Genomic DNA, 22,531 nt, shown 5'->3' with positions numbered 1-22,531 from the left:
TGAAACTGGATATAGAGTATCCTGACGCTGTTTTTAACACAGTTGTAATATGAGGTTAATCCCTTGAGTGACATGGCGAAAAACCTAATACTCTGGCTGGTCATTGCCGTTGTGCTGATGTCAGTATTCCAGAGCTTTGGGCCCAGCGAGTCGAATGGCCGCAAGGTGGATTATTCTACCTTCCTGCAAGAGGTCAATCAGGACCAGGTTCGCGAAGCGCGTATCAACGGACGTGAGATCAACGTTACCAAGAAAGATAGTAACCGTTACACGACTTACATCCCGGTGAACGATCCTAAGCTGCTTGATAACCTTCTGACCAAAAACGTCAAAGTGGTAGGCGAGCCGCCGGAAGAACCAAGCCTGCTGGCTTCTATCTTCATTTCCTGGTTCCCGATGCTGCTTCTTATCGGCGTCTGGATCTTCTTTATGCGCCAGATGCAGGGCGGTGGTGGCAAAGGTGCCATGTCGTTCGGTAAGAGCAAGGCGCGTATGCTGACGGAAGACCAGATCAAGACCACGTTTGCTGACGTAGCAGGTTGTGACGAAGCAAAAGAAGAGGTGGGTGAACTGGTTGAATACCTGCGCGAGCCGAGCCGTTTCCAGAAACTGGGCGGTAAGATCCCGAAAGGCGTCCTGATGGTCGGCCCTCCGGGTACCGGTAAAACCCTGCTGGCAAAAGCCATCGCGGGTGAAGCGAAGGTGCCGTTCTTTACTATTTCAGGTTCTGACTTCGTTGAAATGTTTGTGGGTGTCGGTGCATCTCGTGTGCGTGACATGTTCGAGCAGGCTAAGAAGGCAGCACCGTGCATCATCTTCATCGATGAAATCGACGCCGTAGGCCGCCAGCGTGGCGCAGGCCTGGGTGGTGGTCACGATGAACGTGAGCAGACGCTGAACCAGATGCTGGTTGAGATGGACGGCTTCGAAGGTAACGAAGGTATTATCGTTATCGCGGCAACTAACCGTCCGGACGTACTCGACCCTGCGCTGCTGCGTCCAGGCCGTTTTGACCGTCAGGTTGTGGTCGGTCTGCCGGATGTTCGCGGTCGTGAACAGATTCTGAAAGTGCATATGCGACGCGTACCGCTGGCGCCAGATATCGACGCGGCAATCATCGCGCGTGGTACTCCAGGCTTCTCCGGTGCGGATCTGGCTAACCTGGTCAACGAAGCAGCACTGTTTGCCGCTCGCGGTAACAAGCGCGTGGTGTCCATGGTGGAATTCGAGAAAGCGAAAGACAAAATCATGATGGGTGCGGAACGTCGCTCCATGGTGATGACGGAAGCGCAGAAAGAGTCCACGGCATATCACGAAGCGGGCCACGCGATTATCGGTCGTCTGGTGCCGGAACACGATCCCGTACACAAGGTGACGATTATTCCGCGCGGTCGTGCGCTGGGTGTGACCTTCTTCCTGCCTGAAGGCGACGCGATCAGCGCCAGCCGTCAGAAGCTGGAAAGCCAGATTTCAACCCTGTACGGCGGTCGTCTGGCTGAAGAGATTATCTACGGTGCGGAACATGTTTCCACCGGTGCGTCGAACGATATTAAAGTGGCGACAAACCTGGCGCGTAACATGGTGACTCAGTGGGGCTTCTCCGACAAACTCGGTCCGCTGCTGTATGCAGAGGAAGAGGGCGAAGTATTCCTGGGCCGCTCCGTGGCAAAAGCGAAACATATGTCCGATGAAACGGCACGTATCATCGACCAGGAAGTGAAAGCGCTGATTGAACGTAACTACGCTCGCGCCCGTCAGATCCTGAACGACAATATGGACATCCTGCATTCGATGAAAGATGCGCTCATGAAATATGAGACCATCGATGCACCGCAGATTGACGACCTGATGGCGCGCCGCGAAGTGCGTCCGCCGGCAGGCTGGGAAGACCCAGGCGCGTCTAACAATTCTGACAACAATGGCACCCCGCGTGCGCCGCGTCCGGTCGATGAACCGCGTACGCCAAACCCGGGCAACACCATGTCAGAGCAGTTGGGCGACAAGTAAGTCACTGCTGTTGAAGCGTTTGTCTGTATCTCAAACCCTGGAGCTTGCTCCGGGGTTTTTCTTATCTGTTTAACCACATTAATTCCAGAGACTTCACCATGAAACTATTCGCCCAGGACTCGCATCTCGACCTTTCACATCCTCATGTGATGGGGATCCTGAATGTCACGCCTGATTCCTTCTCTGACGGCGGCACGCATAATTCGCTTATCGACGCGGTTAAACACGCGAATTTAATGATCAACGCGGGTGCCACCATCATTGACGTTGGAGGGGAGTCAACGCGGCCTGGTGCGGCGGAGGTTTCGGTGGAGGAAGAGCTGGCGCGCGTGGTGCCGGTGGTGGAGGCTATCGCCCGGCGCTTTGAAGTGTGGATCTCCGTTGATACCTCCAAACCCGAAGTGATCCGTGAAGTGGCGAGAGTTGGCGCTCACATTATCAATGATATCCGCTCGCTGACCGAGCCGGGCGCGATTGAAGCCGCCGCAGAAACCGGGCTACCGGTGTGTCTGATGCATATGCAGGGCCAGCCTAAGACAATGCAGGAGGCGCCAAAATATGACGATGTGTTTGCCGACGTCACCCGCTTCTTTATTGAGCATATCGAACGCTGTGAACGTGCGGGTATCGCAAAAGAGAAATTGCTGCTCGACCCGGGCTTCGGTTTCGGTAAAAATCTCTCACACAATTACGCGTTGCTTGCGCGCTTATCAGAGTTTCATCAGTTCGGCCTGCCACTGCTGGTGGGAATGTCGAGAAAATCGATGATTGGTCAGTTGTTGAATGTCGGGCCGAGCGAACGTCTGAGCGGCAGTCTGGCCTGCGCGGTGATTGCCGCGATGCAAGGTGCACACATCATTCGCGTCCATGACGTAAAAGAAACAGTAGAAGCCATGCGTGTGGTGGAAGCCACACTGGCAGCGAAGGAAAACAAACGCTATGAGTAATCGTAAATATTTTGGTACCGATGGCATCCGTGGGCGTGTAGGCGATGCGCCAATTACCCCTGACTTTGTCCTGAAGCTGGGCTGGGCGGCGGGTAAGGTACTGGCGCGTCATGGTTCCCGTAAGATCATTATTGGGAAAGATACCCGTATTTCGGGTTATATGCTGGAATCCGCGCTGGAAGCCGGGCTGGCGGCGGCGGGGCTTTCAGCTTCCTTTACGGGGCCAATGCCGACCCCTGCTGTTGCCTATCTGACCCGCACCTTCCGTGCGGAAGCGGGCATCGTCATTTCCGCTTCCCATAACCCGTTCTATGACAACGGTATCAAATTCTTCTCCATCGACGGCACCAAACTGCCGGATGACGTAGAAGAGGCGATTGAAGCGGAAATGGAAAAAGAGATCACCTGTGTTGACTCCGCTGAGCTGGGTAAAGCAAACCGTATTGTCGATGCCGCAGGCCGCTACATTGAATTCTGCAAAGGCACTTTCCCGAATGAGCTGAGCCTGGCACACCTCAAAATTGTGGTGGACTGTGCCAACGGTGCGACTTACCACATTGCGCCGAATGTGTTCCGCGAGCTGGGTGCGAAAGTGATCACTATCGGCTGCGAGCCGGACGGTCTGAACATCAACGAAGAAGTCGGCGCGACAGACGTGCGTGCCTTGCAGGCGCGTGTCCTGGCTGAAAAGGCCGATCTGGGTATTGCCCTGGATGGCGATGGTGACCGTGTGATCATGGTTGACCACGAAGGTAACAAGGTCGATGGCGATCAGATCCTCTACATCATTGCCCGTGAAGGCCTGCGTCAGGGGCAATTGCGCGGTGGCGCGGTGGGTACGCTGATGAGCAATATGGGCCTGGAACTGGCGTTGAAACAGCTGGGCATCCCGTTTGTTCGTGCGAAAGTGGGTGACCGCTACGTGCTGGAAAAACTCCAGGAGAAAGGCTGGCGTATTGGCGCGGAAAACTCCGGCCACGTGATCCTGCTCGATAAAACCACCACCGGTGACGGTATTGTGGCGGCGCTTCAGGTTGTTGCCGCGATGGCGCGTAACCATATGAGCCTGCACGATCTGTGCAGCGGCATGAAAATGTTCCCGCAGATTCTGGTCAATGTGCGTTTCACCGCGGGTAAAGGCGACCCGCTGGAAAATGATAACGTGAAAGCGGTGATGGCAGACGTGGAAGCGACTCTTGGCAGCCGTGGGCGCGTCCTGCTGCGTAAGTCGGGTACCGAGCCGCTGATCCGCGTGATGGTGGAAGGCGAAGACGAAGCGCAGGTAACCGAATTTGCGTACCGCATTGCGGATGCAGTCAAAGCTGCATAATCTTTCAGAATAAGTGTTTAAAAAGGCGGCGTTTGCCGCCTTTGTTTTAAGCAATGAATGGCTTTTTGCTGTTTTTTTCCGCAGTTGATACAATGCCTCGAAAATGCCCTTGCGAAGGTGATTCGCTTTGGTTAGTATTCACACCCGCTTCAGTGGGAAACAAAATCCTGCTAATTGGTCGAAGCATTGGTATGCGGCAAATCCGCAAGGAACAGGTTGATTATGTACGAAGCTCTTTTAGTTATTTTCCTTATTGTAGCCATCGCTCTCGTAGCGCTGATTATGCTACAGCAAGGTAAAGGCGCTGATATGGGAGCCTCCTTCGGAGCAGGCGCTTCCGGTACGCTGTTCGGTTCAAGTGGTTCTGCGAACTTCATGACCCGTACGACGGCGATTCTGGCTACGCTGTTCTTCATCATCAGTCTGGTGCTGGGCAATATCAACAGCAACAAGACCAGTAAAGGAAGCGAGTGGGAAAATCTGAGCGCGCCAGCAAAAACTGAGCAAACTCAGCCAGCTGCACCGGCTAAGCCAACCAGCGATATCCCGCAGTAAGTATTCCGTACCGAGGTGGTGGAATTGGTAGACACGCTACCTTGAGGTGGTAGTGCCCTAACGGGCTTGTGGGTTCGAGTCCCATCCTCGGTACCAATATTCCAGAAGAAAGACGTCGCAAGACGTCTTTTTTTTCGTCTGTACATTCTGTGTATCCGATCTTTTGTAGGGCGGGTAAGCGCAGCGCCACCCGCCGTTTTGCCCGGTGGCGCTGCGCTTACCGGGCCTACGAAGACCACAAAAAAGGCGCCCAATGGGCGCCTTTTTTATGACTTGCTGTCGATTATTTCTTATCGCTGTGTTCCAGGTTCTCAACCTGAGGGAGGCCATTACCGGAACTGGCGGAGAGCAGACCATTCTCAACATAGTTGAACAGCTTCTCACGGGTATCGGTGATGTCCAGGTTACGCATGGTCAGCTGGCCAATACGATCGTCCGGAGAGAACACTGACTCACCTTTCTCCATGGTCAGACGCTCTGCTTTATAGGTCAGGTTGTCAGACACGGTATTGAGGATGGAGTAATCATTGCCGCGACGCAGTTCCAGCGTCACTTCGCCGGTGATTGCGCTTGCCACCCAACGTTGCAGGGCGTCACGCAGCATCAGCGCCTGTGGATCAAACCAGCGACCCTGATACAGCAGTTTGCCCAGCTGACGGCCATGAGAGTGATACTGCTCGATGGTGTCTTCGTTGTGAATACCGGTCAGCAGACGCTCGTAAGCGATGTGCAGCAGCGCCATCCCCGGCGCTTCGTAAATGCCACGGCTTTTCGCTTCGATGATACGGTTTTCGATCTGATCGCTCATACCCAGACCGTGACGACCGCCGATGCGGTTTGCTTCCAGCATCAGTTCAACATCGTCGGAGAAGGTTTTACCGTTCAGGGCAACCGGATGACCACGTTCGAAACGCACGGTCACTTCTTCCGCCGGGATCTTCACGTTCTCATCCCAGAACTTCACGCCCATGATCGGGTTAACAATTTTTACGCTGGAGTTCAGGAATTCCAGGTCTTTCGCTTCGTGCGTCGCACCCAGCATGTTGGAGTCGGTTGAGTAGGCTTTCTCAACGGACATCTTGTAGTCAAAGCCGCAGGCAATCATAAACTCAGACATTTCATGACGGCCACCCAGCTCGTCGATGAAGTCGGTATCCAGCCACGGTTTGTAGATCTGCAACTCGGCGTTGGTCAGCAGGCCATAACGATAGAAACGTTCAATATCGTTGCCTTTATAGGTGCTACCGTCCCCCCAGATGTTCACGCCATCTTCTTTCATGGCGGCGACCAGCATAGTGCCGGTGACGGCACGACCCAGCGGGGTGGTATTGAAATAGGTCAGGCCGCCGGTCGTATTATGGAAAGCACCGCACTGGATCGCGGCAATCCCTTCGGCAACCAGCTGCTTACGGCAGTCGATCAGACGTGCGTTCTCTGCGCCATATTCCATGGCACGACGAGGGATCGCGTCATAATCTTCCTCGTCCGGCTGACCCAGGTTCGCAGTATATGCATAAGGAACCGCTCCCTTCTGGCGCATCCACAGCAGTGCAGCGCTGGTATCCAGGCCGCCAGAAAAAGCGATGCCAATACGTTGTCCTACCGGGAGATGCTTGAGAATCGTCGTCATATAATAAAACCCTGCTTGATTGACTGATTAGAGACCGCTTTCGCTCTCGATGCATGTTTATGCAAAATAAGTGAGTATTCATTTAATCATCTTTTATCGACGACCGAAAGAGACGTGTGCGTTTTTTGTAAAAATTTCCCTTTTATTGCCCTGGCTGAAGTTGGGTTGACAGGTGGGGTCAACTATCAATATACTGAACGCCGATTTTACGTCCCGTCTTCGGTACCAAATCCCAGCATTATTTGCAAATTCTGTCCAAAACGCGTAGAATTTGCCACGTTTCAGGCGCGGGGTGGAGCAGCCTGGTAGCTCGTCGGGCTCATAACCCGAAGGTCGTCGGTTCAAATCCGGCCCCCGCAACCACTTTCCCATAAAGTTCTTTTTCAAATATACTGTGAAGACTTAGAGCCTTCGTAGCTGGATTTGAAAAAATGCTTTCGGAGAGTGCTCCAGGCCACAGTTGTGGCTATAGGGTTCAGTTATCTAAAGCCCCGATTTATCGGGGTTTTTTGTTATCTGACTACAGAATAACTGGGCTTTACGCCCTTTTTTTATGTCTTGGGGGTGGGCTTGTCCACATTAGAGCAAAAATTAACAGAGATGATTACTGCGCCGGTCGAAGCACTGGGCTACGAACTGGTCGGCATCGAATTCGTTCGCGGCCGTACATCCACACTGCGCATCTATATTGATAGTGAAGATGGCATCAATGTTGATGATTGTGCTGATGTCAGCCACCAGGTGAGTGCGGTTCTTGATGTTGAAGATCCGATTACCGTTGCGTACAACCTGGAAGTTTCCTCACCTGGCCTCGATCGTCCGATGTTCACGGCCGAGCACTACGTGCGCTTTACCGGTGAAGAAGTGGCTCTCGTTCTGCGTATGGCCGTACAGAACCGCCGTAAATGGCAGGGAATTATCAAAGCCGTTGATGGTGAAATGATCACGGTGACAGTCGAAGGCAAAGATGAAGTGTTCGCGCTGAGTAATATCCAGAAGGCGAACCTGGTTCCCCACTTTTAACAGTCTGGATTGAGGTGAAAAGCCCGCGATGAACAAAGAAATTTTGGCTGTTGTTGAAGCCGTCTCCAACGAGAAATCACTGCCGCGTGAGAAGATTTTCGAAGCGCTGGAAAGTGCACTGGCTACAGCAACCAAGAAAAAATACGAACAAGAGATCGATGTTCGCGTAGAAATCGATCGTAAAAGCGGTGACTTCGATACATTCCGTCGTTGGGTAATCGTTGAAGAAGTGACCCAACCGACCAAAGAGATCACCCTGGAAGCGGCACGTTTTGAAGACGAAAGTCTGAACGTGGGTGACTACGTTGAAGATCAGATTGAATCTGTTACCTTCGACCGTATCACCACCCAGACCGCGAAGCAGGTTATCGTGCAGAAAGTGCGCGAAGCCGAGCGCGCGCTGGTTGTCGATCAGTTCCGCGATCAGGAAGGCGAAATCATCACTGGTGTGGTGAAGAAAGTGAACCGCGACAACATCTCTCTGGAGATCAAATCCGAAGGGCTGCCGGGTAACGCTGAAGCCGTGATCCTGCGTGAAGACATGCTGCCGCGTGAAAACTTCCGCCCAGGCGACCGTATTCGTGGTGTGCTGTATGCCGTACGTCCTGAAGCGCGTGGTGCACAGCTGTTCGTGACGCGTTCTAAACCAGAAATGTTGGTTGAACTGTTCCGTATCGAAGTGCCGGAAATCGGCGAAGAAGTTATCGAAATCAAAGCGGCGGCCCGCGATCCGGGTTCCCGTGCGAAAATTGCGGTGAAAACCAACGACAAGCGTATCGACCCGGTCGGTGCTTGCGTCGGTATGCGTGGCGCACGTGTTCAGGCGGTTTCTACCGAACTGGGCGGCGAGCGCATTGATATCGTTCTGTGGGACGATAACCCGGCGCAGTTCGTGATCAACGCAATGGCACCGGCTGATGTGGCGTCTATCGTTGTTGACGAAGACAAACACACCATGGATATCGCTGTAGAAGCGGGCAACCTGGCGCAGGCGATTGGCCGTAACGGTCAGAACGTACGTCTGGCGTCACAGCTGAGCGGCTGGGAACTCAACGTGATGACCGTTGATGACCTTCAGGCCAAGCATCAGGCTGAAGCCCACGCGGCGATCGATACCTTCACCAAATACCTGGACATTGACGAAGACTTCGCCACTGTGCTGGTTGAAGAAGGTTTCTCTACGCTGGAAGAACTGGCCTACGTGCCAATGAAAGAGCTGCTGGAAATTGACGGTCTGGATGAACCAACCGTTGAAGCCCTGCGTGAACGCGCTAAAAACGCACTGACCACCCTGGCGCTGGCTCAGGAAGAAAGCCTTGGCGATAAGAAGCCGGCTGATGACCTGCTGAATCTGGAAGGTCTTGATCGTGCGATTGCGTTCAAGCTGGCTGCCCGTGGTGTTTGTACGCTGGAAGATCTCGCTGAGCAAGGCGTTGATGACCTGGCCGATATCGAAGGTTTAACCGACGAGAAAGCCGGCGAACTCATCATGGCCGCACGTAATATTTGCTGGTTCGGCGACGAAGCGTAATAAACTGTAGCAGGAAGGAACAGCATGACTGATGTAACTGTAAAATCGCTGGCTGCTGAGATTCAGACCTCCGTGGACCGCCTGGTACAGCAATTTGCTGATGCAGGGATCCCGAAGTCCGCTGATGACTCGGTGACCGCGCAAGAAAAACAAACCTTGTTAGCGCACCTGAACCGTGAACACGGCTCTACGCCTGACAAGTTAACGCTACAGCGTAAAACGCGTAGCACGTTGAACATCCCTGGTACCGGTGGCAAAAGCAAGTCGGTACAAATTGAAGTCCGCAAGACGCGCACCTTTGTAAAACGTGATCCGCAAGAGGCAGAACGCCTTGCCGCGGAAGAGCAGGCACAGCGTGAAGCGGAAGAACAAGCTCAGCGTGAGGCAGAAGCCACTGCCAAACGTGAAGCAGAATTAAAAGCTGAACGTGAGGCCGCAGAAAAAGCGAAACGCGACGCCGGTGAAAAAGCGAAGCGTGACGCTGCGGAAAAAGACAAAGTGAGCAATCAACAGACCGACGAAATGACCAAAACTGCCCAGGCTGAAAAAGCCCGCCGTGAAAATGAAGCTGCCGAGCTGAAGCGTAAAGCGGAAGAAGAAGCCCGCCGCAAGCTTGAAGAAGAAGCTCGCCGCGTCGCCGAAGAAGCGCGTCGCATGGCAGAAGAAAACGAGAAGAACGGTGTGAATACCGCTGAACCAACTGAAGATACCAGCGATTATCACGTCACTACGTCTCAGCATGCGCGTCAGGCAGAAGACGACAACGACCGCGAAGTTGAAGGTGGTCGTGGCCGTACTCGCAGTGCAAAAGCTGCGCGTCCTGCGAAAAAAGGTAACAAACACGCTGAATCAAAAGCTGACCGTGAAGAAGCGCGTGCAGCGGTTCGCGGCGGTAAAGGCGGCAAGCGTAAAGGTTCCGCTCTCCAGCAGGGCTTCCAGAAGCCTGCTCAGGCCGTTAACCGTGACGTTGTGATCGGCGAAACCATCACCGTTGGCGAACTGGCTAACAAGATGGCGGTGAAAGGCTCTCAGGTCATCAAAGCGATGATGAAACTGGGCGCAATGGCCACCATCAACCAGGTCATCGACCAGGAAACCGCACAGCTGGTTGCCGAAGAGATGGGCCACAAAGTTATCCTGCGTCGTGAAAACGAGCTGGAAGAAGCAGTAATGAGCGACCGTGATACGGGCGCAGCGGCTGAACCGCGCGCACCGGTCGTGACCATCATGGGTCACGTTGACCACGGTAAAACCTCTCTGCTTGACTACATTCGTTCTACTAAGGTTGCCTCCGGCGAAGCGGGTGGTATTACCCAGCACATTGGTGCTTACCACGTAGAAACCGAAAACGGCATGATCACCTTCCTGGATACCCCAGGCCACGCAGCGTTTACCTCAATGCGTGCTCGTGGTGCTCAGGCAACGGATATCGTTGTTCTGGTTGTTGCTGCCGACGATGGCGTGATGCCACAGACCATTGAAGCTATCCAGCACGCGAAAGCGGCGCAGGTGCCTCTGGTTGTCGCAGTTAACAAAATCGATAAGCCAGAAGCCGATATGGATCGCGTGAAGAACGAACTGTCCCAGTACGGCGTTATGCCGGAAGAGTGGGGCGGTGAAGCGCAGTTCATCCCTGTATCTGCAAAAGCAGGTACCGGTATCGACGACCTGCTGAATGCTATCCTGCTTCAGGCTGAAGTTCTGGAGCTGAAAGCGGTTCGTAAAGGTATGGCGAGCGGCGCGGTAATCGAATCCTTCCTGGATAAAGGTCGTGGTCCGGTTGCAACCGTTCTGGTTCGCGAAGGTACTCTGCACAAGGGCGACATCGTTCTGTGTGGTTTCGAATACGGTCGCGTTCGTGCGATGCGTAACGAACTGGGTCAGGAAGTGCTGGAAGCGGGTCCGTCCATTCCAGTGGAAATTCTCGGCCTGTCCGGTGTTCCGGCTGCCGGTGACGAAGTCACCGTGGTACGTGACGAGAAGAAAGCGCGTGAAGTCGCTCTGTATCGTCAGGGTAAATTCCGTGAAGTGAAGCTGGCTCGTCAGCAGAAATCTAAACTCGAGAACATGTTCGCCAACATGACCGAAGGCGAAGTTCACGAAGTGAACATCGTTCTGAAAGCGGACGTTCAGGGTTCTGTGGAAGCGATCTCCGACTCCTTGCTGAAACTGTCTACCGACGAAGTGAAAGTGAAGATCATCGGTTCTGGCGTAGGTGGTATCACCGAAACCGACGCAACCCTGGCAGCAGCGTCCAACGCGATCCTGGTTGGCTTCAACGTTCGTGCTGACGCATCTGCGCGTAAAGTGATTGATGCTGAAAGCCTGGATCTGCGTTACTACTCCGTCATCTATAACCTGATTGACGAAGTGAAAGCAGCGATGAGCGGCATGCTGTCTCCTGAGCTGAAACAGCAGATCATCGGTCTGGCTGAAGTACGTGACGTGTTCAAATCACCGAAATTCGGTGCGATCGCGGGCTGTATGGTTACCGAAGGGACCATCAAGCGTCACAACCCAATCCGCGTACTGCGTGACAACGTGGTTATCTACGAAGGTGAGCTGGAATCCCTGCGCCGCTTCAAAGATGACGTTAACGAAGTCCGTAACGGCATGGAATGTGGTATCGGCGTGAAGAACTACAACGACGTTCGCGTTGGCGATATGATCGAAGTGTTCGAGATCATCGAAATTCAGCGTACCATCGCGTAATCTTCGTCAACTGAAGATTAATTAGCGTAGGCCGGGTAAGCGAAGCGCCACCCGGCAGTAATTTTAAAAAGGGGCTTAAGCCCCTTTTTTGTCTGGAGAATTTATTATGGCGAAAGAATTTGGTCGCCCACAGCGCGTCGCGCAGGAGATGCAGAAAGAGATCGCTCTCATTCTGCAACGTGAAATCAAAGATCCACGCGTGGGTATGATGACCACCGTGTCGGGCGTGGAAATGTCCCGCGACCTGGCGTACGCCAAAGTGTTTGTTACTTTCCTGAATGACCAGGATGAAGACGCCGTGAAGAACGGCATTAAAGCGTTGCAGGAAGCCTCTGGTTTCATCCGCTCTCTGCTTGGCAAAGCAATGCGCCTGCGTATCGTGCCAGAGCTGACCTTCTTCTACGACAACTCGCTGGTTGAAGGTATGCGTATGTCCAACCTGGTGACCAGCGTGGTGAAACATGACGATGAGCGTCGTGTTAACCCGGCGGACGACAGCAAGGAGGACTGATGAGTCGTCCTCGTCGTCGCGGTCGTGACGTGCATGGCGTGCTGTTGCTGGATAAACCACAGGGCGCATCCAGCAACGACGTACTGCAAAAAGTGAAGCGTATTTATAACGCCAACCGTGCAGGGCACACTGGCGCGCTGGATCCGCTGGCAACCGGCATGCTGCCGATCTGCCTGGGGGAAGCGACAAAGTTTTCCCAGTACCTGCTGGATTCGGATAAGCGCTACCGCGTGATTGCCAAACTGGGCCAGCGCACGGATACCTCTGATGCAGATGGCCTGGTGGTGGAAGAGCGCCCGGTGACCTTCAGCGCGGAGCAACTTGATGCGGCGCTGGACAGCTTCCGTGGTGATACGCTACAGGTGCCGTCGATGTATTCGGCGCTGAAATATCAGGGCAAAAAGCTCTACGAATATGCGCGTCAGGGCATTGAGGTTCCGCGTGAAGCTCGTCCGATTACCGTGTATGAGTTGCTGTTCATTCGCCACGAAGGTGATGAACTCGAGCTGGAAGTACACTGTTCGAAAGGGACCTATATCCGCACCATCATTGATGACCTCGGTGAAAAGCTGGGCTGCGGCGCGCATGTGATTTATCTGCGTCGTCTGGCGGTCAGCAAATATCCGGTCGAACGCATGGTGACGCTTGAGCATCTGCACGCCCTGGTTGAGCAGGCGCAAGCGCAGGGCGTTGCGCCAGCCGATCTGCTGGACCCGCTGCTGATGCCAATGGACAGTCCGGCAGTGGACTTCCCGGTTGTTAATCTTCCTTTAACATCGTCCGTTTACTTTAAGAACGGAAACCCGGTTCGCACATCGGGGGCGCCGCTTGAGGGCCTGGTACGCGTGACGGAAGGTGACGAAGGGAAATTCATCGGTATGGGCGAAATGGACGGCGAAGGGCGTGTGGCGCCGCGTCGTCTGGTCGTCGAATATCCGGTCGAAGCGTGACGGTGATAACGCCTCACCTTGCGATAAGCAGGGGAGACGAGTAGAATATCGCCGCTTAACGCCTGGTAAATTGTTTAACAATCTGCGGGGCGTACATGGGATAGCTGAATTAGAGATCGGCATCCTTACATTCTTTATACTTTGGAGTTTGAAAATGTCTCTAAGCGTTGAAGCTAAAGCTAAAATCGTTTCTGAGTTTGGTCGTGGTACTAACGACAGCGGTTCTACCGAAGTTCAGGTTGCACTGCTGACTGCACAGATTAACCACCTGCAAGGTCACTTTGCAGAGCACAAAAAAGATCACCACAGCCGTCGTGGTCTGCTGCGTATGGTTTCTCAGCGTCGTAAACTGCTCGACTACCTGAAGCGTAAAGATGTTGCACGCTACACCGCGCTGATCGAGCGTCTGGGCCTGCGTCGCTAATTCTTGCGAGTTTCAGAAAAGGGGGCCTGATGGCCCCTTTTTTCAACCAGACGGCAGCAATTCAATGGAAACTATTGTATTGTTGCTATAAATGATCTTCATTGCAGAGGTTCGCGCGGCTAATGAGAGGCTTCACCCATGAGGGTGTCGGTTGTCATTAGTCGCGAGGATGCGAAGAAGGTCGGGTTAAATCGTCAGCACACCTGAGGTGTGCTTTCAAACATTTAAGAAAGGACAGAATTTTGCTGAATCCGATCGTTCGTAAATTCCAGTATGGTCAGCATACCGTCACGCTGGAAACCGGCATGATGGCGCGTCAGGCTACTGCTGCCGTTATGGTAAGCATGGATGACACCGCTGTATTCGTTACCGTAGTTGGCCAGAAAAAAGCTAAACCAGGTCAGGACTTCTTCCCACTGACCGTTAACTACCAGGAGCGTACCTACGCTGCCGGTAAAATCCCGGGTGGCTTCTTCCGTCGTGAAGGCCGTCCAAGCGAAGGCGAAACCCTGATCGCGCGTCTGATTGACCGCCCGGTTCGTCCGCTGTTCCCGGAAGGCTTCGTAAACGAAGTTCAGGTTATTGCGACCGTTGTTTCCGTTAACCCACAGGTTAACCCGGACATCGTTGCTATGATCGGCGCATCTGCGGCCCTGTCACTGTCTGGTATTCCATTCAATGGCCCAATCGGTTCCGCGCGCGTTGGCTACATCAACGACCAGTACGTACTGAACCCAACTCAGGAAGAGCTGAAAGAGAGTAAGCTGGACCTGGTTGTTGCCGGTACTGAAGCAGCGGTTCTGATGGTTGAATCCGAAGCTGAACTGCTGAGCGAAGATCAGATGCTGGGCGCTGTGGTATTTGGCCACGAGCAGCAGCAGATCGTTATTCAGAACATCAACGACCTGGTGAAAGAAGCCGGTAAACCACGTTGGGACTGGCAGCCAGAAGCGGTGAACGAGGCGCTGAACGCACGCGTTGCTGCACTGGCAGAATCTCGTCTGAGCGACGCATACCGCATCACCGACAAACAGGAGCGCTATGCTCAGGTTGATGTGATCAAATCTGAAGTGACCGCGACCCTGGTTGCCGAAGACGAAACGCTGGACGCTAACGAGATTGGCGAAATCCTGCACGCCATCGAGAAAAACGTTGTTCGTAGCCGCGTCCTGGCAGGCGAGCCGCGTATCGATGGCCGTGAAAAAGACATGATCCGTGGTCTGGACGTGCGTACTGGCGTACTGCCACGTACTCACGGTTCTGCGCTGTTCACCCGTGGTGAAACGCAGGCGCTGGTAACCGCGACCCTGGGTACCGCACGTGACGCACAGATCATCGACGAACTGATGGGCGAGCGTACTGACAGCTTCCTGTTCCACTACAACTTCCCTCCGTACTCTGTGGGCGAAACCGGTATGGTTGGCTCACCGAAGCGTCGTGAAATTGGTCACGGTCGTCTGGCGAAGCGCGGCGTGCTGGCAGTGATGCCAGAAGCAGACAAATTCCCGTACACCGTACGTGTGGTGTCTGAAATCACCGAATCCAACGGTTCCTCTTCTATGGCTTCCGTGTGTGGTGCCTCTCTGGCGCTGATGGATGCAGGCGTGCCAATTAAAGCCGCCGTTGCGGGTATCGCAATGGGTCTGGTGAAAGAGGGCGACAACTACGTTGTTCTGTCTGACATTCTGGGCGACGAAGACCACCTGGGCGATATGGACTTCAAAGTAGCGGGTTCCCGTGACGGTATCTCTGCCTTGCAGATGGATATCAAAATTGAAGGTATCACCAAAGAGATCATGCAGGTTGCTCTGAACCAGGCTAAAGGTGCGCGTCTGCACATCCTGGGCGTGATGGAACAGGCGATTAATGCGCCGCGTGGCGACATTTCTCAGTTCGCTCCACGTATCCACACCATCAAGATCAATCCAGACAAGATCAAAGATGTTATCGGTAAGGGCGGTTCTGTTATCCGTGCACTGACCGAAGAAACGGGCACCACCATCGAAATCGAAGATGACGGTACTGTGAAGATCGCAGCAACCGACGGCGAGAAAGCGAAATACGCTATCCGTCGTATCGAAGAGATCACGGCAGAAATCGAAGTGGGCCGTATCTACAATGGTAAAGTGACCCGTATCGTTGACTTTGGCGCATTCGTTGCCATCGGTGGCGGTAAAGAAGGTCTGGTACACATCTCTCAGATCGCTGACAAGCGCGTTGAGAAAGTGACCGATTACCTGCAAATGGGTCAGGAAGTACCGGTGAAAGTTCTGGAAGTTGACCGCCAGGGCCGTATCCGTCTGAGCATTAAAGAAGCAACCGAGCAGTCTCAGCCTGCTGCGGCGCCGGAAGCTCCGGCTGCTGAACAGCAAGGCGAGTAAGGTTGCCATTTGCCCTCCGCGCAGGCGGAGGGCTTATTATCAGGCAGGACGCCTTGTTAAGCCGCCGGGGGACAGGACGTTCATCCAATAGTTGTCTTCGGGAGTGGGAAATGAAGCCTTTTTTGCGCTGGTGTTTCGTTGCGACAGCTTTAACGCTGGCAGGATGCAGCAACTCTGCCTGGCGTAAGAGCGAAGTCCTCGCAGTGCCATTGCAACCGACTTTGCAGCAGGAAGTCATTCTGGCACGCATGGAACAAATACTTGCCAGTCGGGCTTTAACCGATGACGAACGCGCACAGCTTTTATATGAGCGCGGAGTGTTGTATGATAGTCTCGGTCTGAGGGCACTGGCGCGAAATGATTTTTCACAAGCGCTGGCGATTCGACCTGATATGCCTGAAGTATTCAATTACTTAGGCATTTATTTAACGCAGGCAGGCAATTTTGATGCTGCCTATGAAGCGTTTGATTCTGTACTTGAGCTTGATCCAACTTACAACTACGCGCACTTGAATCGCGGTATCGCATTGTATTACGGCGGTCGTGATAAGTTAGCGCAAGATGATCTGCTGGCGTTTTATCAAGACGATCCTAATGATCCTTTCCGCAGCCTGTGGCTTTACATCGTTGAGCAGAAGCTCGATGAGAAGCAGGCCAAAGAAGCACTGAAACAGCGCTTCGATAAATCGGACAAGGAACAGTGGGGATGGAACATTGTCGAGTTCTACCTGGGCAACATTAGCGAAGCAACGCTGATGGAACGCCTCAAGGCGGACGCAACGGATAACACCTCGCTCGCTGAGCATCTCAGTGAAACCAACTTCTATTTAGGTAAGTACTACCTAAGTCTGGGGGATATGGACAGCGCTACGGCACTGTTCAAATTAGCGGTTGCTAACAACGTACATAACTTCGTTGAGCACCGTTATGCATTGTTGGAATTATCGCTCTTGGGCCAGGAGCAAGACGACCTGGCAGAATCGGACCAGCAATAGCTGACGACATAAACATCAGCCCGTAATCTTTTGATTGCCATCACCTTCACTGGTGAGGGCGTTGTTGTTCGTCAATACACCTAATTTGAGCCGGTTCACACTTTTCAATGAAAATTGCTAATCATTTTCACGATGAGCTAAGTAGACTGGCCGCCATTAATATCGAGGCACTTGTACTACATGGCTGAATTCGAAACCACTTTTGCAGATCTGGGCCTGAAGGCTCCTATCCTTGAAGCCCTTAACGATCTGGGTTACGAAAAACCATCTCCGATCCAGGCTGAGTGTATCCCACACCTGCTTTCTGGTCGTGACGTGCTGGGCATGGCCCAGACTGGTAGCGGTAAAACCGCAGCATTCTCGCTGCCGCTGCTGAACAACATTGATCCGGACCTGCGCGCGCCGCAGATCCTCGTCCTGGCTCCAACCCGTGAACTGGCTGTTCAGGTTGCTGAAGCCATGACGGAATTCTCTAAACATATGCGCGGCGTAAACGTGGTAGCCCTGTACGGCGGCCAGCGTTATGACGTGCAGTTACGCGCCCTGCGCCAGGGTCCACAGATTGTTGTCGGTACGCCGGGCCGTCTGCTGGATCACCTGAAGCGCGGTACCCTGGACCTCTCTAAACTGAGCGGTCTGGTACTGGACGAAGCCGATGAAATGCTGCGTATGGGCTTCATCGAAGACGTAGAAACCATCATGGCGCAGATCCCGGAAGGTCATCAGACCGCTCTGTTCTCTGCAACTATGCCAGAAGCGATCCGTCGCATTACCCGCCGCTTCATGAAAGAGCCGCAGGAAGTGCGTATTCAGTCCAGCGTGACCACTCGCCCGGACATCAGCCAGAGCTACTGGTCTGTATACGGCATGCGCAAAAACGAAGCGCTGGTGCGTTTCCTGGAAGCGGAAGATTTTGATGCGGCGATTATTTTCGTTCGTACCAAAAACGCGACCCTGGAAGTGGCTGAAGCCCTGGAGCGTAGCGGTTACAACAGCGCAGCGCTGAACGGCGACATGAACCAGGCCCTGCGTGAGCAGACTCTGGAGCGTCTGAAAGACGGTCGTCTGGATATCCTGATTGCAACCGACGTGGCAGCACGTGGCCTGGACGTTGAGCGTATCAGCTTGGTTGTAAACTACGATATCCCAATGGACTCCGAGTCTTACGTTCACCGTATCGGCCGTACCGGTCGTGCGGGTCGTGCAGGCCGTGCGCTGTTGTTCGTTGAGAACCGCGAGCGTCGTCTGCTGCGTAACATTGAACGCACCATGAAGCTGACCATTCCAGAAGCCGAGCTGCCAAACGCAGAACTGCTGGGCAAACGCCGTCTGGAAAAATTCGCCGCGAAAGTACAGCAGCAGCTGGAAAGCAGCGATCTGGATCAGTACCGTGCGCTGCTGTCCCAGATCCAGCCTGTCGCTGAAGGCGAAGAGCTGGACATGGAAACCCTGGCCGCAGCACTGCTGAAAATGGCGCAGGGCGAACGTAGCCTGATCGTGCCACCTGATGCGCCGATGCGTCCTAAGCGTGAGTTCCGTGACCGTGACGATCGTTTCGAACGTCGTGGCGACCGTAACGACCGTGGTCCACGCGGTGACCGTCCAGAGCGTGGTGGTGAAGACCGTCCACGTCGCGAGCGTCGTGACGCTGGCGAAATGGAACTGTATCGCATTGAAGTGGGCCGTGATGATGGTGTTGAAGTTCGTCACATCGTTGGCGCGATCGCTAACGAAGGCGACATCAGCAGCCGTTACATCGGTAACATCAAGCTGTTCGGTTCCCACTCCACCATCGAGCTGCCAAAAGGCATGCCGGGCGAAGTACTGCAACACTTTACTCGCACCCGCATCCTGAACAAGCCGATGAACATGCAGCTGCTGGGCGATGCACAGCCACGTCCTGACCGTGGCGGCGAACGTCGTGGCGGTGGTCGCGGTTTCGGTGGCGAGCGTCGTGAAGGCGGTCGCAGCGAAGGTCGCGGTGGTGAAGGCCGTCGTTTCTCCGGTGAGCGCCGCGAAAACCGTGGTCCACGCCGTGAAGAAGGCGCCAGCCGTCGTCGTTTCGGTGACGCGTAAGCCTTTCGCTTCTGACGTAAAGTAAAATATACAGCCCCGATAGTTGCTATCGGGGCTTTTTTTATTCCTTTTGTACTCTTGTACTGGTACAGTGCAACACACTAAAATGCAGAACCACATTTTTCACTGGAGATAAGGCCGCATGGCAACACTAACCACCACCCAAACGTCACCTTCGCTGCTTGGCGGCGTGGTGATCATCGGCGGAACCATCATTGGTGCCGGGATGTTTTCCCTGCCTGTGGTCATGTCCGGTGCGTGGTTCTTCTGGTCGCTGGCGGCGCTGGTTTTCACCTGGTTCTGCATGCTCCATTCCGGGCTGATGATCCTTGAAGCAAACCTGAACTACCGCATTGGCTCCAGCTTCGACACGATCACCCGGGATCTGTTGGGCAAGGGCTGGAACCTGGTGAACGGGCTGTCCATCGCGTTTGTTCTCTATATCCTGACCTACGCGTACATTTCAGCGAGCGGGTCGATTCTGCATCACACCTTCTCAGAGATGTCGCTGAACGTTCCGGCGCGTCTGGCGGGTCTCTGCTTCGCGCTGGGCGTGGCGTTTATCGTCTGGATGAGCACCAAAGCGGTCAGCCGCATGACAGCAATCGTGCTGGGCGCAAAGGTCATCACCTTCTTTCTGACCTTCGGCAGCCTGCTGGGGCACGTCACGCCGGCCACGCTGTTTAACGATGCGGAAGTGAACACCTCCTACACGCCGTACCTGCTGATGACGCTGCCATTCTGTCTGGCGTCGTTCGGCTACCACGGCAACGTACCGAGCCTGATGAAATACTACGGCAAGGATCCGCGCACCATCGTGAAATGCCTGGTTTACGGCACGCTGCTGGCGCTAGGGCTGTATGTGATCTGGCTGCTGGGGACGATGGGTAACATCCCGCGTCCGGAATTTATCGGCATTGCGCAGAAGGGCGGTAACATTGATGTGCTGGTACAGGCGCTGAGCGGCGTGCTGAACAGCCGCAGCCTGGATCTGCTTCTGGTGGTCTTCTCTAACTTTGCGGTGGCGAGCTCATTCCTCGGCGTGACGCTGGGCCTGTTTGACTACCTGGCGGATCTGTTTGGTTTTGATGACTCTGCGATGGGGCGCTTCAAAACGGCGCTGTTGACCTTCCTGCCACCGATTGTGGGCGGCCTGCTGTGGCCGAACGGTTTCCTGTACGCCATCGGCTATGCGGGACTGGCGGCCACCATCTGGGCGGCGATTGTACCGGCGCTGCTGGCGCGCAAATCACGTAAGCGCTTCGGCAGCCCGAAATTCCGCGTCTGGGGCGGAAAACCGATGATTGCGCTGATTCTGGTATTTGGTATCGGCAACGCGGTGGTCCACGTGCTGTCGAGTTTTAATCTGTTGCCTGTGTATCAGTAAAACGTGCGGTCTGAACCCCTCACCCCGGCCCTCTCCCCATGGGAGAGGGAGAAAAGAATGTAGGCCCGGTAAGCGAAGCGCCACCGGGCAAAGCAAAAAACTACCCCACCAACTCCTCTTTCACCTGCATCGCCAAATCAAACGAATGCAGACGCGCCTGGTGATCGAAAATCTGGCCGTTAACCATAATCTCATCCGCCTGGGTTTCACGCAGCACCGCCTCCAGCCCGTGACGCACTTTCGCCTTATCACCCACCAGCGACATACTCAGAGCCTGCTGCACGCCATACTGCTCGGAGGCCGACCACAGCTGATGCATATTCTCTACCGGCGGCGGCAACTGGCCCGTCTCGCCGCGACGCAGCTTCACAAACGCCTGCTGCATAGAGGTAAACAGGAATTCCGCGTCGCGGTTGCTGTCGGCGGCAATGATATTGATACACACCATCGCATACGGCTTCTCCAGACGTTCAGACGGTTTGAAGTGCGTACGATAAAGATGCAGTGCCTGATGCAGCATATCCGGTGCGAAGTGGGAAGCGAACGCGAACGGCAGCCCCAGCTGAGCGGCGAGCTGTGCGCTGTACAGGCTTGAGCCTAACAGCCATACCGGGATCTTTTCCCCGTACCCCGGCACAGGTCGCACGTGTGGGTTCGGATCCCGCGCGTCAAACCAGTCCACCAGCTCGGCCACATCGCGCGGGAAGTTATCGATATCGCCGCTCATATGGCGACGCAGGGCGCGCATGGTCGGCTGGTCGCTGCCCGGCGCGCGGCCAAGCCCTAGATCAATACGGCCCGGATAAAGGGTATTCAGCGTCCCGAACTGCTCGGCAATCACCAGCGGGGCGTGGTTCGGCAGCATCACACCGCCGGAGCCCAGGTGCAGAGTGGTGGTATTCGCCGCCAGATAGCCAATCAGCACCGAGGTGGCGGCGCTGGCGATGCCCACCATATTGTGGTGCTCCGCCAGCCAGTAGCGGTGATAGCCGCGCTTTTCGGCAAGCTGAGCAAGATCGAGAGAGTGCGTGAAGGCTTCTCTGGCCGAGGAGCCTTGTGGAATCGGCGCCAGATCCAGCACCGAAAACGGAATGGTTTTGTCAGTCATAACAGCTCACTTTGTCGACGGTCAATCTTTAATACTGCATTAAAAAATGATAACCGTTGTTAACAAAGTGAGCCTTTTTTACGCCTGCAATTCCAGCCCGGCGAGACGTCGCCAGTAACCGTTGCAGTCGCTGTTTGCCGTCAACGGCAGCGGTGAGGCGCCGTTTTCGTTGGCGCGGAAGGCGCCCAGCATCGCGAAAACGCCGGTATCAAGCGGCGAAAGACGCACCATATCCACCAGCCCGTGCATTGACGCCAGTTCGTTGCCGAGGTTATAGACGTAACCGCTCATGGTCTGAATGCCGTTGAGGACAAACACCTGCTGGTTCTCCTGCGACAGCATACTGCGGCCGTTCGGGTACTTAATGCAGCAGGTTTCGCACTCGTCTTTCGGGCGATCTTCGGAACGTGCGGTGAAGCAGCGGGCAGAGTAGGCCAGCGGCAGATGCCCATAGCTCAGGACTTCCACTTCAAACTTGTTGCGAATGCCCAGCTCTTCGCACTGTGTGAGCAGGTTGGCCAGCCAGTCGCGGGAGAGCTCTACTGGCATGCACCAGCGGGTCATCCCCTGTTTGAGCAACAGGCGCAGGGTCACCGCGTTATAGCAGTTCAGCGCATGTCCGGCGACAAACGGCAGCTTACGCTCGGCACACAGGTTTACCACGCCCAGGTCGCTCGCCTCCAGCAGGAACTCACCGTTTTCGACGTAGCGCTTCAGCTCGCCCAGTTCAGAGGACGCCTGCACCAGCGCCAGCGTCGAGAGCACCACCTGCTTGCCGCTGCCGGCCAGGTTTTTCGCCATATCCAGCCAGTCGCCCACTTTGGTGGCGCGGCGCTTGCTGCACACCGCTTCGCCGAGGTAAATCACATCGGCGCTGCTGTTAGCCGCCTGCTGGTAAAAATCTTCCAGCGTCTCTTTTGGCCAGTAGTAAAGCACCGGCCCTAATGAATATTTCATGATTATC

At 54.6% G+C, this 22,531-nt stretch carries 18 protein-coding genes and 2 tRNA genes; 17 read left to right on the top strand and 3 right to left on the bottom strand.

The features are described 5' to 3' along the window. Positions 1-72: 72 nt before the first annotated feature. The 5 genes from ftsH to L379_RS03105 all read left to right on the top strand — a co-directional run bounded on the left by ftsH (position 73) and on the right by L379_RS03105 (position 4,935). Positions 73-2,007, top strand: coding sequence for an ATP-dependent zinc metalloprotease FtsH (gene ftsH, locus L379_RS03085; RefSeq protein WP_003861810.1), 1,935 nt, complete (start codon positions 73-75; stop codon positions 2,005-2,007). Between the two features lie 98 nt (positions 2,008-2,105). Continuing rightward, positions 2,106-2,954, top strand: a complete 849-nt coding sequence (folP, locus tag L379_RS03090) for a dihydropteroate synthase (RefSeq protein ID WP_032655232.1) — start codon at positions 2,106-2,108, stop codon at positions 2,952-2,954. After that, a complete protein-coding gene (gene glmM, locus L379_RS03095; RefSeq protein WP_032655228.1) occupies positions 2,947-4,284 on the top strand; it encodes a phosphoglucosamine mutase in 1,338 nt (445 codons plus the stop codon). Before folP ends, glmM begins: the two co-directional genes overlap by 8 nt. 222 nt (positions 4,285-4,506) lie before the next feature. Beyond that, a complete protein-coding gene (gene secG / locus L379_RS03100; protein ID WP_003861803.1) occupies positions 4,507-4,839 on the top strand; it encodes a preprotein translocase subunit SecG in 333 nt (110 codons plus the stop codon). Positions 4,840-4,848: 9 nt separating this feature from the next. Then, positions 4,849-4,935 (top strand) — tRNA-Leu (locus L379_RS03105). Positions 4,936-5,122: 187 nt separating this feature from the next. Here L379_RS03105 and argG read toward each other — a convergent pair. Further along, positions 5,123-6,469, bottom strand: a complete 1,347-nt coding sequence (gene argG / locus L379_RS03110; RefSeq protein WP_015571974.1) for an argininosuccinate synthase — start codon at positions 6,467-6,469, stop codon at positions 5,123-5,125. 286 nt (positions 6,470-6,755) lie between these two features. On the opposite strand from argG, the gene L379_RS03115 reads away from it, so the two are divergent. The 12 genes from L379_RS03115 (at position 6,756) to mtr (ending at position 20,459) form a co-directional block, all read left to right on the top strand. Further along, positions 6,756-6,832 (top strand) — tRNA-Met (locus L379_RS03115). Between the two features lie 207 nt (positions 6,833-7,039). Continuing rightward, a complete protein-coding gene (gene rimP / locus L379_RS03120) occupies positions 7,040-7,492 on the top strand; it encodes a ribosome maturation factor RimP (protein WP_014833432.1) in 453 nt (150 codons plus the stop codon). Between the two features lie 28 nt (positions 7,493-7,520). Further along, positions 7,521-9,023, top strand: coding sequence for a transcription termination factor NusA (gene nusA, locus L379_RS03125; protein WP_003861798.1), 1,503 nt, complete (start codon positions 7,521-7,523; stop codon positions 9,021-9,023). A 24-nt stretch (positions 9,024-9,047) separates the two neighbouring features. Further along, positions 9,048-11,735: a translation initiation factor IF-2 gene (gene infB / locus L379_RS03130; RefSeq protein WP_006812117.1), complete on the top strand. Its 2,688-nt coding sequence runs from the start codon at positions 9,048-9,050 to the stop codon at positions 11,733-11,735. Positions 11,736-11,841: 106 nt separating this feature from the next. Beyond that, a complete protein-coding gene (rbfA, locus tag L379_RS03135) occupies positions 11,842-12,246 on the top strand; it encodes a 30S ribosome-binding factor RbfA (protein WP_003861793.1) in 405 nt (134 codons plus the stop codon). After that, a complete protein-coding gene (gene truB, locus L379_RS03140; protein ID WP_017693918.1) occupies positions 12,246-13,196 on the top strand; it encodes a tRNA pseudouridine(55) synthase TruB in 951 nt (316 codons plus the stop codon). Before rbfA ends, truB begins: the two co-directional genes overlap by 1 nt. A 154-nt stretch (positions 13,197-13,350) precedes the next feature. Next, entirely contained in the window at positions 13,351-13,620 is a 270-nt protein-coding gene (rpsO, locus tag L379_RS03145; protein WP_003861789.1) for a 30S ribosomal protein S15, read from the top strand. A gap of 242 nt (positions 13,621-13,862) precedes the next feature. Then, entirely contained in the window at positions 13,863-16,001 is a 2,139-nt protein-coding gene (gene pnp / locus L379_RS03150) for a polyribonucleotide nucleotidyltransferase (protein ID WP_017693919.1), read from the top strand. Between the two features lie 110 nt (positions 16,002-16,111). Further along, positions 16,112-16,996 carry a lipoprotein NlpI gene (nlpI, locus tag L379_RS03155; RefSeq protein ID WP_017693920.1) on the top strand — a complete coding sequence of 295 codons (885 nt, stop codon included), beginning with the start codon at positions 16,112-16,114 and terminating at the stop codon, positions 16,994-16,996. Positions 16,997-17,103: 107 nt separating this feature from the next. After that, positions 17,104-17,184, top strand: a complete 81-nt coding sequence (gene yrbN, locus L379_RS25965; RefSeq protein WP_097397692.1) for a protein YrbN — start codon at positions 17,104-17,106, stop codon at positions 17,182-17,184. After that, positions 17,177-19,072 (top strand): DEAD/DEAH family ATP-dependent RNA helicase, encoded by a 1,896-nt coding sequence (locus L379_RS03160; RefSeq protein ID WP_003861780.1) that lies wholly within the window; start codon positions 17,177-17,179, stop codon positions 19,070-19,072. The genes yrbN and L379_RS03160 overlap by 8 nt, the downstream gene beginning before the upstream one ends. A 142-nt stretch (positions 19,073-19,214) precedes the next feature. Then, the gene (gene mtr / locus L379_RS03165) at positions 19,215-20,459 is read left to right on the top strand and encodes a tryptophan permease (protein ID WP_032655224.1); all 1,245 of its coding nucleotides are present in this window, start codon (positions 19,215-19,217) and stop codon (positions 20,457-20,459) included. A gap of 100 nt (positions 20,460-20,559) precedes the next feature. Here the strand turns inward: mtr and L379_RS03170 are convergent, their stop codons facing one another. Both L379_RS03170 and L379_RS03175 read right to left on the bottom strand, forming a co-directional pair. Next, positions 20,560-21,567, bottom strand: coding sequence for a luciferase-like monooxygenase (locus tag L379_RS03170; protein WP_006812112.1), 1,008 nt, complete (start codon positions 21,565-21,567; stop codon positions 20,560-20,562). Between the two features lie 78 nt (positions 21,568-21,645). Further along, positions 21,646-22,524, bottom strand: a complete 879-nt coding sequence (locus tag L379_RS03175; protein WP_032655220.1) for a U32 family peptidase — start codon at positions 22,522-22,524, stop codon at positions 21,646-21,648. Positions 22,525-22,531: the final 7 nt, after the last annotated feature.

It is taken from the genome of Enterobacter sp. MGH 33 (genome assembly GCF_000534535.1).
GTDB lineage: Bacteria > Pseudomonadota > Gammaproteobacteria > Enterobacterales > Enterobacteriaceae > Enterobacter > Enterobacter hormaechei_C.
Note: the sequence above shows the minus strand (reverse complement) of the source record. Positions and strands in the feature narration are given on the sequence as shown.